This window comes from Pseudomonas paraeruginosa PA7 (assembly GCF_000017205.1).
Taxonomy (GTDB): Bacteria; Pseudomonadota; Gammaproteobacteria; order Pseudomonadales; family Pseudomonadaceae; genus Pseudomonas; species Pseudomonas paraeruginosa.
Genome location: NC_009656.1, coordinates 5,006,928 through 5,023,951, shown reverse-complemented (window position 1 = coordinate 5,023,951; position 17,024 = coordinate 5,006,928). Strand labels below are relative to the sequence as shown.

The 17,024-nt window shown below is 67.4% G+C and carries 15 protein-coding genes; 11 read left to right on the top strand and 4 right to left on the bottom strand.

Annotated features, from left to right (window positions below; genetic code table 11):
- Positions 1 to 7 precede the first annotated feature (7 nt).
- From PSPA7_RS23195 to PSPA7_RS23160, 8 genes are read left to right on the top strand one after another with little or no spacing between them, the layout of a single operon-like run.
- On the top strand, positions 8 to 1,258 hold the full coding sequence (locus PSPA7_RS23195) for a type II and III secretion system protein family protein (protein ID WP_049792048.1): 1,251 nt from the start codon (positions 8 to 10) through the stop codon (positions 1,256 to 1,258).
- Between the two features lie 10 nt (positions 1,259 to 1,268).
- Entirely contained in the window at positions 1,269 to 2,453 is a 1,185-nt protein-coding gene (gene tadZ / locus PSPA7_RS23190; protein WP_012077115.1) for a type 4b pilus Flp biogenesis protein TadZ, read from the top strand.
- A complete protein-coding gene (gene tadA, locus PSPA7_RS23185) occupies positions 2,450 to 3,715 on the top strand; it encodes a type 4b pilus Flp biogenesis ATPase TadA (protein WP_012077114.1) in 1,266 nt (421 codons plus the stop codon). Before tadZ ends, tadA begins: the two co-directional genes overlap by 4 nt.
- Positions 3,712 to 4,593, top strand: coding sequence for a type 4b pilus Flp biogenesis protein TadB (tadB, locus tag PSPA7_RS23180; RefSeq protein WP_012077113.1), 882 nt, complete (start codon positions 3,712 to 3,714; stop codon positions 4,591 to 4,593). Before tadA ends, tadB begins: the two co-directional genes overlap by 4 nt.
- A gap of 9 nt (positions 4,594 to 4,602) precedes the next feature.
- Positions 4,603 to 5,514 carry a type 4b pilus Flp biogenesis protein TadC gene (tadC, locus tag PSPA7_RS23175; RefSeq protein ID WP_003154899.1) on the top strand — a complete coding sequence of 304 codons (912 nt, stop codon included), beginning with the start codon at positions 4,603 to 4,605 and terminating at the stop codon, positions 5,512 to 5,514.
- Positions 5,511 to 6,272 carry a tetratricopeptide repeat protein gene (locus tag PSPA7_RS23170; RefSeq protein ID WP_012077112.1) on the top strand — a complete coding sequence of 254 codons (762 nt, stop codon included), beginning with the start codon at positions 5,511 to 5,513 and terminating at the stop codon, positions 6,270 to 6,272. The genes tadC and PSPA7_RS23170 overlap by 4 nt, the downstream gene beginning before the upstream one ends.
- A 22-nt stretch (positions 6,273 to 6,294) precedes the next feature.
- The gene (locus PSPA7_RS23165) at positions 6,295 to 6,579 is read left to right on the top strand and encodes a DUF3613 domain-containing protein (protein ID WP_012077111.1); all 285 of its coding nucleotides are present in this window, start codon (positions 6,295 to 6,297) and stop codon (positions 6,577 to 6,579) included.
- A gap of 22 nt (positions 6,580 to 6,601) precedes the next feature.
- Positions 6,602 to 8,272: a pilus assembly protein TadG-related protein gene (locus PSPA7_RS23160; protein ID WP_012077110.1), complete on the top strand. Its 1,671-nt coding sequence runs from the start codon at positions 6,602 to 6,604 to the stop codon at positions 8,270 to 8,272.
- Between the two features lie 22 nt (positions 8,273 to 8,294).
- Here the strand turns inward: PSPA7_RS23160 and pprB are convergent, their stop codons facing one another.
- Complete coding sequence (pprB, locus tag PSPA7_RS23155; protein WP_012077109.1) at positions 8,295 to 9,113, bottom strand: two-component response regulator PprB; 819 nt, start codon at positions 9,111 to 9,113, stop codon at positions 8,295 to 8,297.
- Between the two features lie 121 nt (positions 9,114 to 9,234).
- Entirely contained in the window at positions 9,235 to 9,717 is a 483-nt protein-coding gene (locus PSPA7_RS23150) for an A24 family peptidase (RefSeq protein ID WP_041025403.1), read from the bottom strand.
- Positions 9,718 to 9,780: 63 nt separating this feature from the next.
- On the opposite strand from PSPA7_RS23150, the gene PSPA7_RS23145 reads away from it, so the two are divergent.
- Both PSPA7_RS23145 and PSPA7_RS23140 read left to right on the top strand, forming a co-directional pair.
- The gene (locus tag PSPA7_RS23145; RefSeq protein WP_074197463.1) at positions 9,781 to 10,287 is read left to right on the top strand and encodes a TadE/TadG family type IV pilus assembly protein; all 507 of its coding nucleotides are present in this window, start codon (positions 9,781 to 9,783) and stop codon (positions 10,285 to 10,287) included.
- Positions 10,288 to 10,296: 9 nt separating this feature from the next.
- Positions 10,297 to 13,068 (top strand): PAS domain-containing sensor histidine kinase, encoded by a 2,772-nt coding sequence (locus tag PSPA7_RS23140; protein ID WP_012077108.1) that lies wholly within the window; start codon positions 10,297 to 10,299, stop codon positions 13,066 to 13,068.
- Positions 13,069 to 13,119: 51 nt separating this feature from the next.
- Here the strand turns inward: PSPA7_RS23140 and PSPA7_RS23135 are convergent, their stop codons facing one another.
- Positions 13,120 to 14,589 carry an inorganic phosphate transporter gene (locus tag PSPA7_RS23135; RefSeq protein ID WP_003153314.1) on the bottom strand — a complete coding sequence of 490 codons (1,470 nt, stop codon included), beginning with the start codon at positions 14,587 to 14,589 and terminating at the stop codon, positions 13,120 to 13,122.
- Between the two features lie 143 nt (positions 14,590 to 14,732).
- Positions 14,733 to 14,984 carry a hypothetical protein gene (locus tag PSPA7_RS23130; protein WP_003153316.1) on the bottom strand — a complete coding sequence of 84 codons (252 nt, stop codon included), beginning with the start codon at positions 14,982 to 14,984 and terminating at the stop codon, positions 14,733 to 14,735.
- Between the two features lie 431 nt (positions 14,985 to 15,415).
- On the opposite strand from PSPA7_RS23130, the gene PSPA7_RS23125 reads away from it, so the two are divergent.
- Positions 15,416 to 17,023: a methyl-accepting chemotaxis protein gene (locus PSPA7_RS23125; RefSeq protein ID WP_012077107.1), complete on the top strand. Its 1,608-nt coding sequence runs from the start codon at positions 15,416 to 15,418 to the stop codon at positions 17,021 to 17,023.
- The last annotated feature ends 1 nt before the right edge of the window (position 17,024 follow it).

Genomic DNA, 17,024 nt, shown 5'->3' with positions numbered 1-17,024 from the left:
CCGGCCCATGCATCGGACCAGGGGAGTACAGATGTGGTGTGGGCTGGCCGGGTTGCTGGCGCTGTCGCTTGCGCAGCCGGCCTCGGCCCTGCCGCAGGGCTGCCTGGAACTGCTGGCGCAGGCGCCGCAGGTCAGTGTCGCCCAGGGGCAGCAGAATGACCTGCGCCTGGCGGTGCCGATCAAGCGCCTGGCCATCGGCGATCCGCAGATCGCCGACGTGCAGTTGCTGGACCGCAGCAGCCTGCTGGTCACCGGCAAGGAGCAGGGTTCCACCAGCCTGCTGATCTGGACCGCCTGCAGCGCGGAACCACTGCGCAGCCAGGTCGCGGTCGAAGGGCGCGGCAGCGTCGATACCGCAGCCGCGCCAGCGCTCGGGGCGGGGGGCGCGGACGAGTTGCCGAACCAGGTGCAGACCGACATCCGCTTCGTCGAGGTCAGCCGCAGCAAGCTCAAGCAGGCCAGCACATCGTTCGTCCGTCGTGGTGGCAATCTCTGGGTGCTCGGCGCGCCGGGCAGCCTCGGCGACATCAAGGTGAACGCCGACGGCAGCGGCCTGGGCGGTACCTTCGGCGCCGGCGCGTCGGGCTTCAACCTGATCTTCGGCGGCGGCAAGTGGCTGAGCTTCATGAACGCCCTGGAGGGCAGCGGCTTCGCCTATACCCTGGCGCGTCCGAGCCTGGTGGCGATGAGCGGGCAGAGCGCGTCGTTCCTGGCCGGTGGCGAGTTCCCGATCCCGGTGCCGAACGGCACCAACGACAACGTCACCATCGAATACAAAGAATTCGGCATCCGCCTGACCCTGACCCCGACGGTGATGAACAACCGGCGCATCGCCCTCAAGGTGGCGCCGGAGGTCAGCGAGCTGGACTACAGCGCCGGCATCCAGAGCGGCGGGGTGGCGGTGCCGGCCCTGCGGGTGCGGCGCACCGACACCAGCGTGATGCTGGCCGATGGCGAAAGCTTCGTGATCAGCGGCCTGACCAGCAGCAACTCGGTGAGCAACGTCGACAAGTTTCCCTGGCTGGGCGACATCCCGATCCTCGGCGCCTTCTTCCGTTCGACCAAGCTGGACAAGGACGACCGCGAGCTGCTGATGATCGTCACCCCGCACCTGGTCCAGCCGCTGGCCGCCGACGCGCAGTTGCCGGGCCTGCCCGGCGAAGGCCTGCGCCATTACGACCCGGGCTTCTCGCGCCTGTATTTCCTCGAGCGCGGCGAATACGACGGCCAGCAGAACGATACCGGACTGTCGGACTAGGGAGGCGCGGATGAACCAGAATTTCGTGGCGCTGACCCAGCATCCCGGGGAGCTCGACTGGCTGCAGAACAGCCTGGCCTCCGCCGGGCAGGTGGTGCCGGCCGGCAGTGCGAGCCTGGAGGAGCTGCTGGCGCTGCTCGATGTCACCGCCGCCGGCGTGCTGTTCATCAGCCTCGGCAAGAACAACCTGGTGTCCCAGGGCGCGCTGGTCGAAGGGTTGGTCTCGGCACGGCCGATGCTCTCGGTGGTCGCCATCGGCGATGGCCTGGACAACCAGTTGGTGCTCGCGGCGATGCGCGCCGGGGCGCGCGACTTCATCACCTACGGTGCCCGCGCCAGCGAGCTGACCGGGCTGGTTCGCCGCCTCGGCGGGCGCCTGCCCAGCGTCCCGGTGAGCGCGGCGCGCCAGGGCGAGTTGCTGACCCTGGTCAGCGCGCGGCCGGATGCCGACGGCGCGTTCGTCGCCCTGCACCTGGCCAAGGCGCTGCAGGAACAGACGCCGAACCAGGTCCTGCTGCTGGATGTCGGCCAGCCGACCGGCGAAGCGCTGGCGATTCTCGGCCTGGACTCGGCCTTCACCTTCAGCGATGCCCTGCGTAACCTGCGGCGGCTCGACCAGACCCTCATCGACAGCGCCTTCTCCCGCCTCGACAGCGGCCTGCGGATACTCAGCCTGACCGACGAGCCCGGCGTGCTCGAGCGGGTCACCACCGCCGAGCTCTATCTGTTGCTGGGCAATCTGCGCGGGGCGTTCAGCCACGTGGTGGTCAACCTCACCGGGCTGCCCGAGGGCGAGCTGAGCAACCAGCTGCTGGTGCAGGCGAACCGCGTGCTGTGGATGGTCGACCAGAGCGTGCCGTCCTGCAAGAAAGGCCTGGAGCGCCTGCGCCGACTGCGCGAACGCAACCTGCCGCTGCCTTCCATCGAGCTGCTGATCGAGCGCTACCTGCCCAACGTGGCGCCGGACCAGCAGGCCCTCAGCCGGATGTTCGACCTCGACCTGTTCGGCGTGCTGCCGCTGTCGCCGGAATCGCGCCTGCGCGCGAAGAACTTAGGCAAGAGTCTGTTCGAGGTGGCCCCGCGCGACCCGCTGGCGGTCAGGCTGCGGCAACTGGCGGACAGCCTCTGCGTGGCGCGCGGCGAACGTCGCTCGCTGCTGTCCTGGCTCGGCCGGGCCAAGGCGGCGCTGCTATGAGGCCTGCATTCGGCGCGCCGGCGGACGGCGGCGGTTTCCACTATCGCCAGGAGCAGGATATCCAGGCGCTGAAGCTGCGCCTGCACCGCTACATCATCGACGAGATCGACGAAGATGGCATGAACCTGCTGGAAGGCGCTCGCGGCGCGGTGGTCCAGTACGTTTCGGAAAAGGTCTGCGAATACGGCTCGCGCCACCAACTGGCGATCTCCCGCTATGAACTGGATCGTCTGGCCGAGGAACTGGTCGACGAACTCACCGGTTTCGGCCCGCTGGAAATCCTGTTGCGCGACCCCGGCGTCTCGGAAATCCTGGTCAACGGACCGGGGCGGGTGTTCATCGAGCGGGAAGGGCGGCTCTACCAGAGCGACCTGCGTTTCATCGACGATCATCATGTGCTGCGCGTGATCCAGCGCATCCTCGCGCCGCTCGGGCGGCGCCTGGACGAGTCCAGCCCGATGGTCGACGCGCGCCTGCCGGACGGCAGCCGGGTCAATGCGATCATCCCGCCGGTGGCGCTGGACGGACCGTGCATCTCGATCCGCAAGTTCAGCCAGGAACTGCTGCGCAGCGCCGACCTGCTGGCCTACCAGAGCGTCGACGAGGCCTTGCTGGAGTTCCTCCGCCAGGCCGTCTCGCGGCGTTGCAACATCCTCATCAGCGGCGGCACCGGTACCGGCAAGACCACCCTGCTCAACGTCATCAGCGGTTTCATCGACCCGCGCGAACGGATCGTCACCATCGAGGACACTGCCGAACTGCAACTCGGTCACGACCATGTGGTGCGCCTGGAAACCCGTCCGCCGAACGCCGAGGGCTATGGCGAGGTGACCGCCCGCGACCTGATCCGCAATGCCCTGCGGATGCGCCCGGACCGGATCATCCTCGGCGAGATCCGCGGGGTCGAGGTGCTCGACGTGCTGCAGGCGATGAATACCGGCCACGATGGCTCGATGAGCACGGTGCACGCCAACTCGGCGATGGACTCGCTGCTGCGCATGGAGATGCTGGTCGGCCTCACCGGCAACAGGTTGCCGGAGCAGACCCTGCGCCTGATGATCTGCGCCGCGCTCGACGTGGTGGTACAGATCACCCGCCTGGCCAGCGGTCGGCGTTGCATCAGCGAAGTGCTGGAGGTGCTGGAGGTGCGCGACGGCATATACGTCACCAATACCCTGTTCAGCCTCGACCGGCGTGGCAGCGGCCAGTTCGTCCGCCAGGCCGCGCCGGTCGGCCAGAAGTTCCGCCAGGAGCTGTTGTGAACGGGGCGCAGTTGCTGGTGCTGTTCAGCGGCCTGCTGGGCCTCACCGCGCTGACCCTGGCGTTCATGGGCTGGCGTGCCGGGCGCAACGAGCAGGTGCTGGAGCGCCTGCTCGGGCGTCCGGAAACCGCCGAACGGCCGCGCAGCAGCCACTGGCTGGCCCGGCAGCTGCGTCGCGCCGGAATCCAGCATTCGCGGCCGTGGCTGGTCGGGGCGCTACTGGTTGCGCTGCTGCTGGCCGGGGCCGGACAGCGGCTGCTGGGGTTCCCCGGCCTGCTCGCCGGGCTGCTGCTGGCGCTGCTGCTGTTGCGCGGCATCCTGGGCATGCTTTACCGGCGCCGGCTGAAGCGGATGATCCGGCAGATGCCGCGCTTCCTCGACCAGGTGGTGCGCAGCCTGCATGCCGGGCGCACGCTGGGCGACGCGCTGATGCAGGCGGTGGAGGATGCCGAGGACCCGCTGCGCGACATCTTCGGCCTGGCGCGCAACCACGTGCTTCTCGGCATCCACCTGCCGGAGGCTCTGCAGGAGGTCGCCGAACTCTACGAGGTGGAGGAGCTGCGCATCCTCGCCCTCGGCGTCTCGGTCAACCACCGCTACGGCGGCAACACCACCGACCTGCTGGACGGCATCGTCAGGCTCATCCATGAGCGCGAGAAGCTCAGCCGGCAGCTACACGCGATGACCGGCGAGACGCGCATCAGCGCCTATGTCCTGGCCGGCGTGCCGAGCGCCCTGGGGGGCTACATCCTGGCGAGCAACCCGGGCTATCTGCTGAACATGTGGGCCGACGGCAGCGGGCGTTTCCTGCTGCTGGCCTCGCTGGGCCTGCAACTGCTCGGCTGCTATGCGCTCTGGCGCATGCTCAAGAGCGTCTAGGAGGTGACCATGCAGGCACAGTGGCTGATCTTCGCGGCAGTGCTGATGGCCCTTGGCGGCGGGCTGTTGCTGTTGCTCCAGGCGCGCAACGGCAGTCGCGAACAGCGCCTGATCGAGAAGCGTCTGGGCGGCCTGGCCAACCCCGGCGGCGCGGGAGACTGGCTGGCCGGAATGACCGAGCGGATGGACGACAGCTTCTGGGTGCGTCGCCTGCAACTGATGGACAGCGAGGCACGCCAGTTGCTGCAGCAAGCCGGCTGGCATGCGAGCCGCCATCGCACGCTCTACCTGATCTCGGTGTTCCTCACGCCGCTGCTGTTCGTCCTGCTGGTCCTGCTGGCCAGGCTGCTGCGCGCCGAGAGCGAGGCGTCCCACGCGGTGCCGCTGCTGTTCGCCGCCGGCATCGGTTTCCTCCTGCCCAAGCAGGTCCTCAAGCACTTCGCCAAGGCCCGGCGCGCGCTGATCGCCGAAGAGATGATCCTGTTCGTGCAACTGATCCGCATCCTCTTCGACGCCGGCCTGACGGTGGAGCAGGCGCTGCGGGTGGTCTGCCAGGAGGGCCGCGGCATCACCCCGCAGCTGGCTCGCGAGTTGGACCTGGCGCTGGCCCGTGCCGGCAACGGCATCGACCTGGCGGAGGAGCTGGAGGCGCTCGCCCGGCGCCTGCAGGTGGACCCGCTGAACGACTGCTGCGGCGTGCTGCGGCAGATGCTGCGCCAGGGTGGCAGCGCGCGTGGCACCCTGCTGACGCTCAAGCAACTGTTCGAGGACCGGCGCCTGACCACCTTGCAGGAACGTATCGGCAAGCTGTCGGCGAAGATGAGCCTGGTGATGATGGTGCTGCTGTTCCCGGCGCTGCTGATCGTGCTCGCCGGACCGGGCGTGATCGCCATCAGCAAGGCCCTGGGAGGATTGGGATGAAAGGCTTGATCGGCATTGCCCTGGGCGCCGCCCTGCTCGGCGGTTGCGCCAGCCTGCCGGGGCTGCCTGCGGGGCCGGGCGCCGGACGCGAGTGTCCGGCGCAGCTCGGCCAGGAGCAGGAACTGCAGATGAACATGGTGCGCGACATGATCAGGGAAGGGCGCCTGCACGCGGCCCTGGCCAACCTGGAAAGCATGCCGCCGGCGTTGCTCGACGTGCGCGAGGAAAAGGCACTGATCCTGCGCCGGATCGGCGACCCGAAGGCCAGGGCCGAGTACCAGTCGCTGCTGCGGACCTGCAAGGCGCCGGAAGCGCACCACGGGCTGGGCCTGCTCGCCCTGCGCGCCGGCGACAGCGCCCGCGCGGTCCTCGAGTTGCGCGAGGCGGCACGCCTGCGGCCGACCGAGAGCCGCTTCCGCAACGACCTCGGCGTCGCCTTGCTCAAGCGCGGCGACCGGGTCGGCGCGCGTTTCGAATTCATCACCGCGCTGGAGCTGCAGCAGGGCGGCAAGCTGCCGGCCACCAACCTGCTCGGCCTGCTCTACCTGCAGGGCGAGCGGCGGGAGGCGCAGCGCCTGATCGAGCGCCTGCAACTGGACCAGCGGGACATCCGCGAGGCCGAGGCGCGGGCGCGCAACTGGGGCGCCCCGGCGCAGCCGTCCGGCCCGGCGCCGGAGCAGGAGCCACTGGCGGACCTGCCGGCCGCTCCGGCGCGGCCCGCGCACCTGCGTACCGCGATGACCAACGAGGCGCCGTGAGCCGGCGCCGGGGAGCTGAACGATGCACAAGCCAATCCTGATCGGCGCGTTGCTGCTGGCCTCCGCACTGGCCCGGGGCGCGGAAAGGCCGGTTGTCTATCCCGCCGCCCCGCCGCCGGCCGAGCCGCAGACCGCCAGCCGCGCCTGGCTGGCCATCCAGGCCAGCGGCCAGGCCGCCAGCCCGGTGCGCCAGGGCGCGACCGCGGCGGAGCGCGAACGCGCCTACCAGCGCTACCTGAAGAGCTACGAGCACGAGATTCCCGAGTACCTGCTGGAAGATCGCGGCTTCGGCGAAAGCAAGAACTGACGGGTCGGGCGGAGGGCAGGGCATGAACGGATGGCCTGCGAGACAGCGCGGGGCGATCGGCATCCTGGCGGCGACCACTCTGCTGCTGGCGCTGATCTGCCTGCTGCTGGTGGTGGATACCGGGCGGCTCTACCTGGAGCAGCGCAACCTGCAGCGGGTGGCGGATGTGGCGGCGCTGGAAAGCGCTTCCCAGGGGGCCTTGTGCGGTGACCAGACAAGTGCCCAGGCCACGTCTTTCGCCAAGGCTAGCGCATCGCTCAACGGTTTCGATGCGAACGCCGCCGGTTCCGGTCTGCTGGCGGAGGTGGGCGGGGTACAAAGCCTGGGAGGGCTGCGCAGATTTTCCTCCAGCGCCTCGAACGTGGCCGTCGACAACGAGGCGGTGCGTGTGCTCGTCAGCAAGAGCGTTCCCGGCAGCCTGGTGGCCAACCTGGCGGGGTTGTTCGGCGGTGCCAACGCCAACGTGAACCTGCGCGCGGAAGCGGTGGCCCGACGTCTGCCGAGCGCCACGATTTCCGCGGGCACCGGTCTGGCGAGTTTGAACAGCAGCCAGTCGGCCCTGCTCAATCCCATACTGAGCGGATTGCTGGGAACCGACGTCAGTCTTTCGGCGGCGGCCTATAACGGCATCGCCGATGCCAAGCTCAGTGTGTTGGACATCCTCGGGCCGGACGGAATGGGGTTGATCGGCGTCGATACCAGCCTGGGCACCATCGAGCAGTTGCTGAATACCAATGTCGGACTGCAGCAGGTGCTTGCCGCCAGCGTGAATGTCCTGGCGAAGAGCGGCGTGGCTTCGGTCGAGGCGCTGAAGACGCAGCTGCTTGGAGTGAAGTCGGCCACGCTGAAGCTGGGGGACGTGCTCGGGCTGAGCGCCGGCGAGGTGAACAGCGTGTCCCAGCTGGATACGGCGATCAACGCCCTGGACCTCATCATGGCGGTGGCCCAGGTCGCCAACAAGAACTCGGCGGTCGCCGTGGGTCTGGGGATACCGGGGCTGGCCAACGTCCGGGTCACGGTCATCGAGCCCAAGAGGGTGGTGTCCGGTCCTCCGGGACGAGATGCCGCCGGGGCATGGCGAACCGAGGTGAAACAGGCTCAACTGAGGCTCACCGCGGATATCGACTCCGGTTTCCTCTCGATCCTTGCCACAACGAAACTGCAACTGGCCATCGAAGGGGCGTCAGGGGCGCTCTGGCTGGAGAGCATGACCTGCTCCCGGCCCGACACTCACCTGGGGCTCGGGTGGAACAGCAGCGGGGCGACCATACGGATCGGCGCACCGGGCAACATCGACCAGGCTGGTGCCATCCTGGTGCTTGGAGGCCTGGTGAAGCTGAATCTGAAGTTGGACACCACCCTCGCCAACAGCTCCGGTGACAGCGCAGTCGTGGTGAAAGCCGATGGTTCCGATCTCTCTCAAAGCCGCAGGCTGCCGGAAGGCGGCTCCCTCGGCAGCACGCTCAGGTCCCGGATCAGCGTACAGCCTGAGGTACTGGGGCTGTGCCTGCCGTTGCTGTGTGGCCCGACGGCGTTGACCGACCTCATCCTCAACTCGGTCGTCGCGCCGTTGGTGGACAATCTGCTGACGCCGCTCCTGAACCTGGTCCTGCCGCTGCTGGGTATACAGCTCGGCTACATCGATGCGGAAATCCTCGAAGTCGATGTGGGGCAGGCGGAACTGCTGATCTAGCGATTCCGCCGTAGTGGCCGCCTCAGTGCACCACCGCCCCGCTGCCCTGTTGCATCGCCGCGGGCGAAAGGGCCAGCGCCAGCTGGGTGCGATTGTGCATGTGCATCAGGCGCAGCACCTGGGATACGTACAGTTTCACGGTGTTCTCGGTGATGCCCAGCTCGTAGGCGATCTGGTAGTTGGTCAGGCCCTTGCTCACCAGGCGCGCCACCGCCTGCTGGCGGGGGGAGAGCTTGCTGAACAGCGGGTTGGCCGGGGAGACCTGGCTTTCCGCGACCGGCGTCGGCGGCGGGCTGTCCTCGCTCTTCAGGGCGCTCGGCTGGCTGTTGCCATGCACTTCGTACTTGATCTTGTGGATATCCCGGTAGATCGAGTTCAGCGACTCGGCGAGGTACTCCAGGCGCTGGTTGACGTGGCTCAGGCTCAGCTGGCTGCGCACCCGCTCCTGCAGGCGGTTCTCCAGGCGCTCCAGGCCACGCAGGAGTTCCTGTGGCGCCACCGGTTTCTGGTAGTAGTCGGCGGCGCCGACCCGCATGGCCTCGATCACTTCCTGACGACCATCGTGGCCGGTGAGGATGATCGACTCGAAGAAACGCCCGCTGCCGGCGGCCTCCTTGAGGCTCTCGATGAGGCGGATGCCATTGTCCTGGCCCAGGTACAGGTCGCAGATGACCAGGCCGATGTTCGGGTCGGCCTGGAAGCTGGCGATGGCCGCCTCCCGGTGGGTGCTGGTCACGCAACGGTAGCCACTGTTTTCCAGCAGTTCGCGAAGTTCCGAGGTCACCTGGGGTTCGTCATCGATGATCAACACGCCGAAACGCCGCGAGGCTGGTTTGTCCATGGTCATACGCTCCATTTGCTTATTGTGTTTTTAGGGTGTCCGTGCATTACGAAATGCAGCCATACCGAATGGTATTAGCCATAAGCATATAGTCGCTAAGTGAGGTTTTCCGCAAGTTTGCTCAGGTAATTTCATTGATAGTCAGGTGTGCCAAAAGGCCGACGCTCATGGCGAATATAAAGGGGAATGTCTTGTTTTTTGACGGTGCCTGCGGATTACCAACTTCCTCATGCATTACGGATTTTCCAACTGCGCGTTCGAATAGTTTTCGGAGCATGAATAGCGTTATGCATGTCAGGCAGCCGAAGGACAGGCTGTAGAGGACCGTGAGCGGCTCGCTGGCCAGCCCCAGAGCGGCAAGGTACTTGACGTCGGCGGCGCCGAGTCTACCGGAGAAATACCCGGGAAGGGTGAGCGCGACACCTATAAGAAGTGCGATCATTGCCATATTAACCGTGCCGCCGGCCAGGCTTGACTCTTTCACATATAAATAAATAAAGGAAATAAGAAGGCCGCCCAGGGTAAGCCAGTTTGAAACGCGCAAACGTTTGATGTCCTGATAACCGCAAACGCTTGCCCATAGCGCCAATGCTAATTGTTCCATGCTTTTCGGCAGCCTTTTTCGAAACCCTGGATTAATACTTTTTCGCTAGCGTTGGCGACGCCAATGCCGACTAGTATTGAGGATGCGGAACGGGGATGTCAGCTCATGCACAGAAAAGCTTTCCGGGGAGGCCAGAAGGGAGCCGTCGCCATCGAATTCACGGCGGTCTTCCTGCTGTTCTTCGCGCTGATCTACGGCCTGATCAGCTACAGCATCCCCCTGCTCATGCTGCAGTCGTTCAACGATGCCGCGGCGGTGGGCGCGCGCGCGGCGGTCGCTGTGGATCCTTCGGAGCCGGGCTACGAGGCGCTCGCCGAAACCCGCGCCAAGGACGAGCTGCTGGCGCGCCTGGCGTGGATGCCGGCGACCTGGCGGGCGAACCTGGAGCCCTGCGCCGGAAACGGCCAGTATGCCGACTATGTCGGTGCCACCTCGCGGATCGAAGTCTGCGTGCAGTACCAGTACGGAGATCCGGCCAAGGCGATCATTCCGGTGCTGCGTTTTCCCGGTATCGGCGCGATCCCCAACCTGCCGCAGACCCTGAAGGCGAGCGCCAACCTGTTGCTGTGAGGTGGTGGCATGTTCGAGTTTTCCCGTTCGTCTTCCGCCGCGGACGCCTGCGAGGCGCGCGAGCCGCTTTCGCCGGAAGGCGCCGGCCAATGGGCGGGCGCGCTGAAGAGCTGGGACCTGTGCCTGGAGCTGGACGAGCAGGACCGGGTGATCCGCGTCGGCGGTCGCCAGGCCTATCGCCTGCAGCGCCCCCACGGTCGTGGCGACGGACCGCGGCCGCTCGCCGAGTACCTGGAACGGCGCGCTCCCGGCGCGCCGGCGCTGGCGGCCCTGCGCCGCGGCGAACGGCTCGACCTGGCCTTGCGCAGCGATGCGGCGGCGCCCTTCACCTGTCGTTTCCAGCCGATGCAGCCGCTCGATGGGTTGGGGCGTTCATTGCTGCTGGGCATGGATATCTCCGACCTGAACTGGCAGTCCGACAGCCAGCTGCATCAACTGCAGAGCCTGAGCCTGGGCAAGCTGGTCCTCTCGCGCCTGCGGCATGTCTCCCTGGGCCATCTGGCGGAGGCGACCCAGGATATCCTCGAATCGCTCTCCGGAGCCTTCCGGATGCAGGCGATCGCCTTGCTGCTGGGGGATGGCGACGGCGCCTGCTCGGTCTTCGCCAGCCACGTCCGGCCCGGTAGCGACAGCCTGCTGCGGCCCGGGCTGCATCTGGCCGATGGCGAGCTGCGCGAGGAGCGTGGGGTACGCCTGCTGCGCAGTGGCGATGGCGCTTCGGCGCTGCTGCGGCAGATCGGCGAGGAGGCTGTCTACCTGGTGCCGGCGGCCATGCGCGGCGGGCGCGTCGGCGCCCTGCTGGTCAAGCCCGTCTCGCTGGAGCAGTTGGCCGAGGGGCCGGCGCCGCAGGACTGGCAGTATCTCGCGGAACTGCTGGCGAACCAGGTGGCGGATCGCTGCGAACTCCACGCGCAGCGCGACAGCGCCCGCAAGCTGGGCCTGCTGCAGGAGATGATCGGTGGCGGTTGGTGGTACTACCGGGCGGAGCAGGAGTTGTTCGAGCTGTCGCCGGCGCTGCTGCAGAGCCTGGGCCTGACCGGCGAGCAGCGTCGCGTGCCGCTGGAGCAACTGCAGAACCTGTTGCAGCCGGCCGACGCCGACGAGTTGGGCCTGCGCCTGCGCGCCAGCCTGCGCAGTGGCCAGGCGCTGGCCCAGGATCTCTGCCTGCGCCAGCCGGACAGCCGTGGAGAGCGCCGCTGGCTGCGCATCGAAGGCCGCCCGCAGGGGGGCGGCAGTGCGCCGGGGCTGTCCGGCGTCCTCCTCGACATCAGTGAAGGCCGGCGCCAGGAGGAGCACGCCCAGGCGGCCCACGCGCGGTTGCGCAACCTGATCGATAGCGCGCCGGTGGTGATCTATGTCCAGCGGGTCGAGCAGGGGCGGCTGGTGCCGGAGTTCTACAGCGAGAGCGCGAGCAACCTGCTCGGTCTCGACCTGCAGGGGCAGAGCTGGCAAGCGCTGGCGGAGCGCGTACATCCGGACGACCTGGAGACCTTCTTCGCCCGCGGACGCGAGTTGCTGCGCGAGGGGCGGGTGAAGACCCGCTACCGTCTCGCCGATGGCCAGGGCCAGTGGCATTGGCTATATGACGAAGCCAAGCTGCTGCGTGACGCCCAGGGGTTGCCCAGCGAAGCGGTCGGCCTGTGGCTGGACGTCACCGAGCAGCACCTGGCGGCGCAGCGCATCGCCGCGAGCGAGGAGCGCTACCGGGCGCTGGTGGAGGATTCGCCGGCGCTGATCTGCCGCTATACCGCCGACCTGGTGCTCACCTACGTGAACCGGACGTTCGCCGACTGCCTTGCGGCGCACCCGGAGGAACTGGTCGGCCGGCGGCTCGACGAGTGGCTGGCGGCGGAGGACGGCAGCGCCCTGCGGGCGCGGTTGCTGGATGCGCCACGGGAGGGCGCGATCGAGGTCTCCGAGGTACGCTTCAACCTGCCGGGACAGCGCTTCCTCTGGCTGGTGTGGGCCGAGCGGCCGCTCTACGATGGCCGCGGCCAGCTACTCGAGGTGCAGGCAGTCGGGCGCGACAACACCCCGGTGCGCAGGGCCCAGCAGCAACTGGCGCAGGGCGCCAAGATGGCCAGCCTGGGAGAAATGGTCAGCGGCCTGGCCCACGAGGTGAAGCAGCCGCTGCACGTGCTGCGCATGACCCTGTTCAACATGCGCCAGCGGATGAACAACGTCGGCCTCGACGAAAGCTATCTGGACGAGAAGCTGGAACGCATGGACGCCCAGGTCATGCGCGTCGACCGACTGGTCAGCCACCTCGGCGTGTTCAGCCGCAAATCGGCGGTCGAGGCGCTGCCGTTCGATCCCTATGCCGCCTTCGAAGGTGCCCTCGGCCTGCTCGGCGAAGGCCTGCAGCAGCACGCCATCCAGGTCGAATGCCGGGCGCCGGCGCAGCGGGTGGTGGTCAGGGGGCATGCGGACCAGCTCGAACAGGTGATCATCAACCTGCTCGCCAACGCCCGCGATGCCCTGCTCGGCAACCCCGGACTGGCCGAACGGCGCATCGTCCTGGCGCAGGAGGCCTGCCGCGAGCCGGGCTGGGTGGAGCTGCACGTGCGCGACAACGCCGGCGGCATCGAGCCGGCCCTGCTGGAGCGGATCTTCGAACCCTTCTTCACCACCAAGGCGGAAGGCAAGGGTACCGGCCTGGGGCTTTCGGTGAGCCACGACCTGGTGCGCAACATGGGCGGCAGCCTGGCGGCGAGCAACCTGCCGGAAGGGGCTCTGTTCGTGATACGCCTGCCGCTGGCGCCGCCGTCCGGCGAGGCGTAGCGGGCAAAAAAAACGCCTGCGGGAGCAGGCGTTCGTTGCGGACGGCAGGGCTCAGAGGAACTGCGAGGCCAGCCAGAACAGGCCGGCGGAGAGCGCCATCGAGGTCGGCAGGGTGAGCACCCAGGCCATCAGGATATTGCGCACGGTGCCGCCGTGCAGGCCGCTCTTGTTCGCCACCATGGTCCCGGCCACGCCGGAAGACAGCACATGGGTGGTGGACACCGGCAGGCTGTAGATATTGGCCATGCCGATGGCGGCGGCGGCGGTGATCTGCGCGCTCATGCCCTGGGCATAGGTCATGCCCTGCTTGCCGATCTTCTCGCCGACGGTGAGCACCACGCGTTTCCAGCCGACCATGGTGCCGATGCCAAGGGCCAGGGCTACCGCGATGATCACCCAGAACGGCGCGTACTCGGTGGTGGCGGTCAGGTCCTTGCGGAGTTTTTCCAGGTCGGCCTTTTCCCGCGCCGGCAGGTCGGACAGCTTGCCGACCTTCTTCGCGGTGTCGTCCAGGCATAGCAGGTAGCGGCGCACCTGCACGCGCTCGTCGGCGCTCAGGTCGTTGTAGCTGGGCACGCCGCGCAGGTCGCGAAGCAGGGCATTGATGGTCGGTTCGGTCTGCTTCGGATCGCAGCGGTAGAACTGCGGCATCTCGCTGGCGTTGCTCTTGCCCAGCGCCAGCATCTCGCCGAGGGTGTCGGTGTGGCGCTGGTAGAACTGGCTGAGGTGCAGCGCGGCGTCGCGGGTGCGCTCGATCTGGTAGGTGGTGCTGTTCAGGTCGAGGACGAACTTGGCCGGAACGATGCCGATCAGCACCAGCATGATCAGGCCGATGCCCTTCTGCCCGTCGTTGGAGCCATGGACGAAGCTCACCGCCATGGCGGACAGCACCAGTACCAGGCGGTTCCAGAACGGCGGATGCTTCTTCTCGTCGAGTTCGCGGCGGGTCTCCGGGGTCTTGTGCATCTTCGACAGCGGACGCCACCACTTCAGGCCGAGCAGGACCAGCGCGGCGACCAGGAAACCGGCCATCGGCGAGAAGATCAGCGACAGGCCGATGTCGATCGCCTTCTGCCAGTTGATCCCCTCGGCCAGCGGCACGTCGGTGATCAGTGCATTGGCCAGGCCGACACCGAGGATCGAGCCGATCAGGGTATGCGAACTGGAGGCGGGGATGCCGAAGTACCAGGTGCCGAGGTTCCAGGCGATGGCCGCGGCGAGCAACGAGAAGACCATCGCCAGGCCATGGCCGGTGTTCACGTTGATCAGCAGTTCCACCGGTAGCAGGTGAACGATGGCATACGCCACGCCGACGCCGCCGAGCAGCACGCCGAGGAAGTTGAACACGCCGGAGAGCATCACCGCCCGGTAGGGCGACATCGCCTTGGTGTAGATGACGGTGGCGACCGCGTTGGCAGTGTCGTGGAAGCCGTTGATGAACTCGAAGCTGAGGACGAAGATCAGGGCCAGCACCAGGCTGACGCCTACCCAGGCATCGAGCCCGCTGAAAAGATCGAACATGTGAGAAACCGGTCAGAGACGGGGCGGCGATTATGCCAGATGCTTTTTTATCCGTCTGGAACTCCGGAAGGTTGCCATTGTCGCGGGCAACGCCCCGGCGCATCGGGCTTTGCGGGAAAAACGAAACACATTGAAACGCTTCGTTATCCCTCGCTCTCCTGTCGGTTGGGGGTTGATGAAAGGGTTCCGGCCGCTTCCTGTCCGGCCTTGAGACGCTCTTCTTCTATCTTCTGCAGTTCCCTGTCGAACGCCTGGTCCTGGACGCTGGGGCGCTTGCGCCAGGGCTTGCGGTCGGGTTCCGGCTGGGCGGCATAAAGCGTTACCTCGCCGCCGTAGACATCCTTGTAACGTTGTTCCTCGCGCGCCAGCGCGGCACGCAACTCGTCTTTCGTCACGGGTGGTCCTGGGTCCAAAAAAGAGCAGGCCCGGCAACGGTTCGGCTGTGCGGAAACGGGATCCGCGCGGCGCTGGGCGGCAGTCCAGTCGAGCGTTACCGGTTGTGAATGGGGCGCGGAATTATAACGTGCGCTCCCGGCTTGTCATACGGTACGGGCCGACGGACGGCAGGTCGGAAGTTCTTCGAGCGGGCCGTGCCAACGCCGTATGACCCCGCTGGGCCGGGGCCCCGGAGGCGCCCGGTGGAGAGTTTCCGGCATGTGGCCGGGGCGGGCGCTAGTCGAATACCCAGCAATGGCCATACCACTAAGGAACGATGGCGGCCTTGCCGGGGGCAGGCTACAAACGCAGGCACAAGTCAAATAAGAACGCCCCGGCGTTGTCCGTCCGCGCGGTCATGACGCAACGCTCCGGAGGCTGGAGAGACCCGATGCAGCCCGCTCGTTCCCGAATTTTCTTCATCTGCCTGTTGCAGAGCCTGGCCCTGGTCCTCCTGCTGGTCGGCGCCCGGCATGGCTGGCTGCCGCTGTACCTGGCCATGCCGCTGGGCATCGCGCTGCTCTGGGGGCCCTGGCTGCTGCCCGGCAACCGCACCGCGGCGGCGGCGGTCGGCGAGCCGGACATCGCTCGGCTGGCCCGCGACCTTTCTCACAACACCAGCCAGAACGCCCTGTCGGCCGCCGGCGTCGCATACGCGGTCAAGCGCCTGGCGGAGAAGCTGCAGTCCCAACTCGACGCCGCCGAGCAGATCGTCGGCAGCGCCGAGGTGATGATCCATACCGAACGCGCCACCTCCAATCTCGCCCGCCAGGCGATGGATGCCGCCACCCGCGCGCGCGCCGGCAGCGACGAGGGCCAGGCGTTGCTGGCCTCGACCATCGAGCGCATGCACCAGTTGAGCGAGCGGATGGGCGCCAGCCGCGAGGCGATCGAGGCGCTGAACCAGCGCAGCGAGGACATCCAGCGGGTCACCCTGGTGATCCAGGGCATCGCCAGCCAGACCAACCTGCTGGCCCTCAACGCGGCCATCGAGGCGGCCCGCGCCGGCGAACACGGTCGCGGCTTCGCGGTGGTCGCCGAGGAAGTCCGCGGGCTGGCCGGGCGTACCGCCGAGGCCACCGAGGAAGTCGGCCAGATGATCGCCGAGATCCAGCGCCAGACCAGCGAGGTGGTCGAGCAGATCCGCCAGCTGTCGCTGGAACTGGGCGAAGGTGTCGGCCAGGTCGAGCTGACCGGCCGGCAACTGGAAGGCATCGCCGAGCTGGCCGCCGGGGTGGAGAGCCAGATCACCGAGATCGCCCAGGGCGCCGAGATCAACCGCAATCAGTTGGCCAGCCTGTTCGCCGCGGTCGAGCAGGTGCGCGGCGACCTCAGCGCCAGCGAAGAGCAGACCCTGCGCCTCGGCGAGGCCGCCAGCCAACTGGAGAACCAGGCCGAGGTGATCAGCGAACGGCTCGCCGAGGTCAGCTTGGACGCTTACCACCAGGCGGTCTACGACCTCGCCCGGGAAGGCGCGGCGGCCATCGCCGCGCGGTTCGAGGAGGACGTGCGTGCCGGGCGCATCGACCTCGACGACCTGTTCGACCGCAGCTACCAGCCGTTGCCCAATACCCAGCCGACCAAGTACCGCACGCGCTTCGACAGCTACACCGACCAGGTCCTGCCGGGCATCCAGGAACAGCTGCTGGAGCGCAATCGCAACCTGGTGTTCGCCATTGCCTGCACCCCCGAAGGCTACGTGCCGACCCACAACCGTGCCTTCGCCCATCCGCCCAGCGGCGACCCGCAGGCGGATGCCCTGCGCAGCCGCAGCAAGCGTCTGTTCAACGATCGGACCGGGATCCGTTGCGGCAGTCACCAGCAGCCGTTGCTGTTGCAGACCTACACCCGCGATACCGGCGAGCTGATGCACGATCTCTCGGTACCGATCTTCATCCACGGCAAGCACTGGGGCGGACTGCGCCTGGGCTATCGCCCGGAGGATGCGGAACCGGGCAAGGTTCCGGCGGCGTCGACGGCGCGCCTGAGCCTGGCCTGAG

Bases quoted from the DNA above. Each gene is read 5' to 3' on its own strand.
- PSPA7_RS23140 (WP_012077108.1), top strand. From the start codon at position 10,297: ATGTTCGAGTTTTCCCGTTCGTCTTCCGCCGCGGACGCCTGCGAGGCG.
- tadZ (WP_012077115.1), top strand. From the start codon at position 1,269: ATGAACCAGAATTTCGTGGCGCTGACCCAGCATCCCGGGGAGCTCGAC.
- pprB (WP_012077109.1), bottom strand. From the start codon at position 9,113: ATGGACAAACCAGCCTCGCGGCGTTTCGGCGTGTTGATCATCGATGAC.
- PSPA7_RS23170 (WP_012077112.1), top strand. From the start codon at position 5,511: ATGAAAGGCTTGATCGGCATTGCCCTGGGCGCCGCCCTGCTCGGCGGT.
- PSPA7_RS23165 (WP_012077111.1), top strand. From the start codon at position 6,295: ATGCACAAGCCAATCCTGATCGGCGCGTTGCTGCTGGCCTCCGCACTG.
- PSPA7_RS23160 (WP_012077110.1), top strand. From the start codon at position 6,602: ATGAACGGATGGCCTGCGAGACAGCGCGGGGCGATCGGCATCCTGGCG.
- tadA (WP_012077114.1), top strand. From the start codon at position 2,450: ATGAGGCCTGCATTCGGCGCGCCGGCGGACGGCGGCGGTTTCCACTAT.
- PSPA7_RS23145 (WP_074197463.1), top strand. From the start codon at position 9,781: ATGCCGACTAGTATTGAGGATGCGGAACGGGGATGTCAGCTCATGCAC.
- tadC (WP_003154899.1), top strand. From the start codon at position 4,603: ATGCAGGCACAGTGGCTGATCTTCGCGGCAGTGCTGATGGCCCTTGGC.
- PSPA7_RS23150 (WP_041025403.1), bottom strand. From the start codon at position 9,717: ATGGAACAATTAGCATTGGCGCTATGGGCAAGCGTTTGCGGTTATCAG.
- PSPA7_RS23135 (WP_003153314.1), bottom strand. From the start codon at position 14,589: ATGTTCGATCTTTTCAGCGGGCTCGATGCCTGGGTAGGCGTCAGCCTG.
- PSPA7_RS23195 (WP_049792048.1), top strand. From the start codon at position 8: ATGCATCGGACCAGGGGAGTACAGATGTGGTGTGGGCTGGCCGGGTTG.
- PSPA7_RS23125 (WP_012077107.1), top strand. From the start codon at position 15,416: ATGCAGCCCGCTCGTTCCCGAATTTTCTTCATCTGCCTGTTGCAGAGC.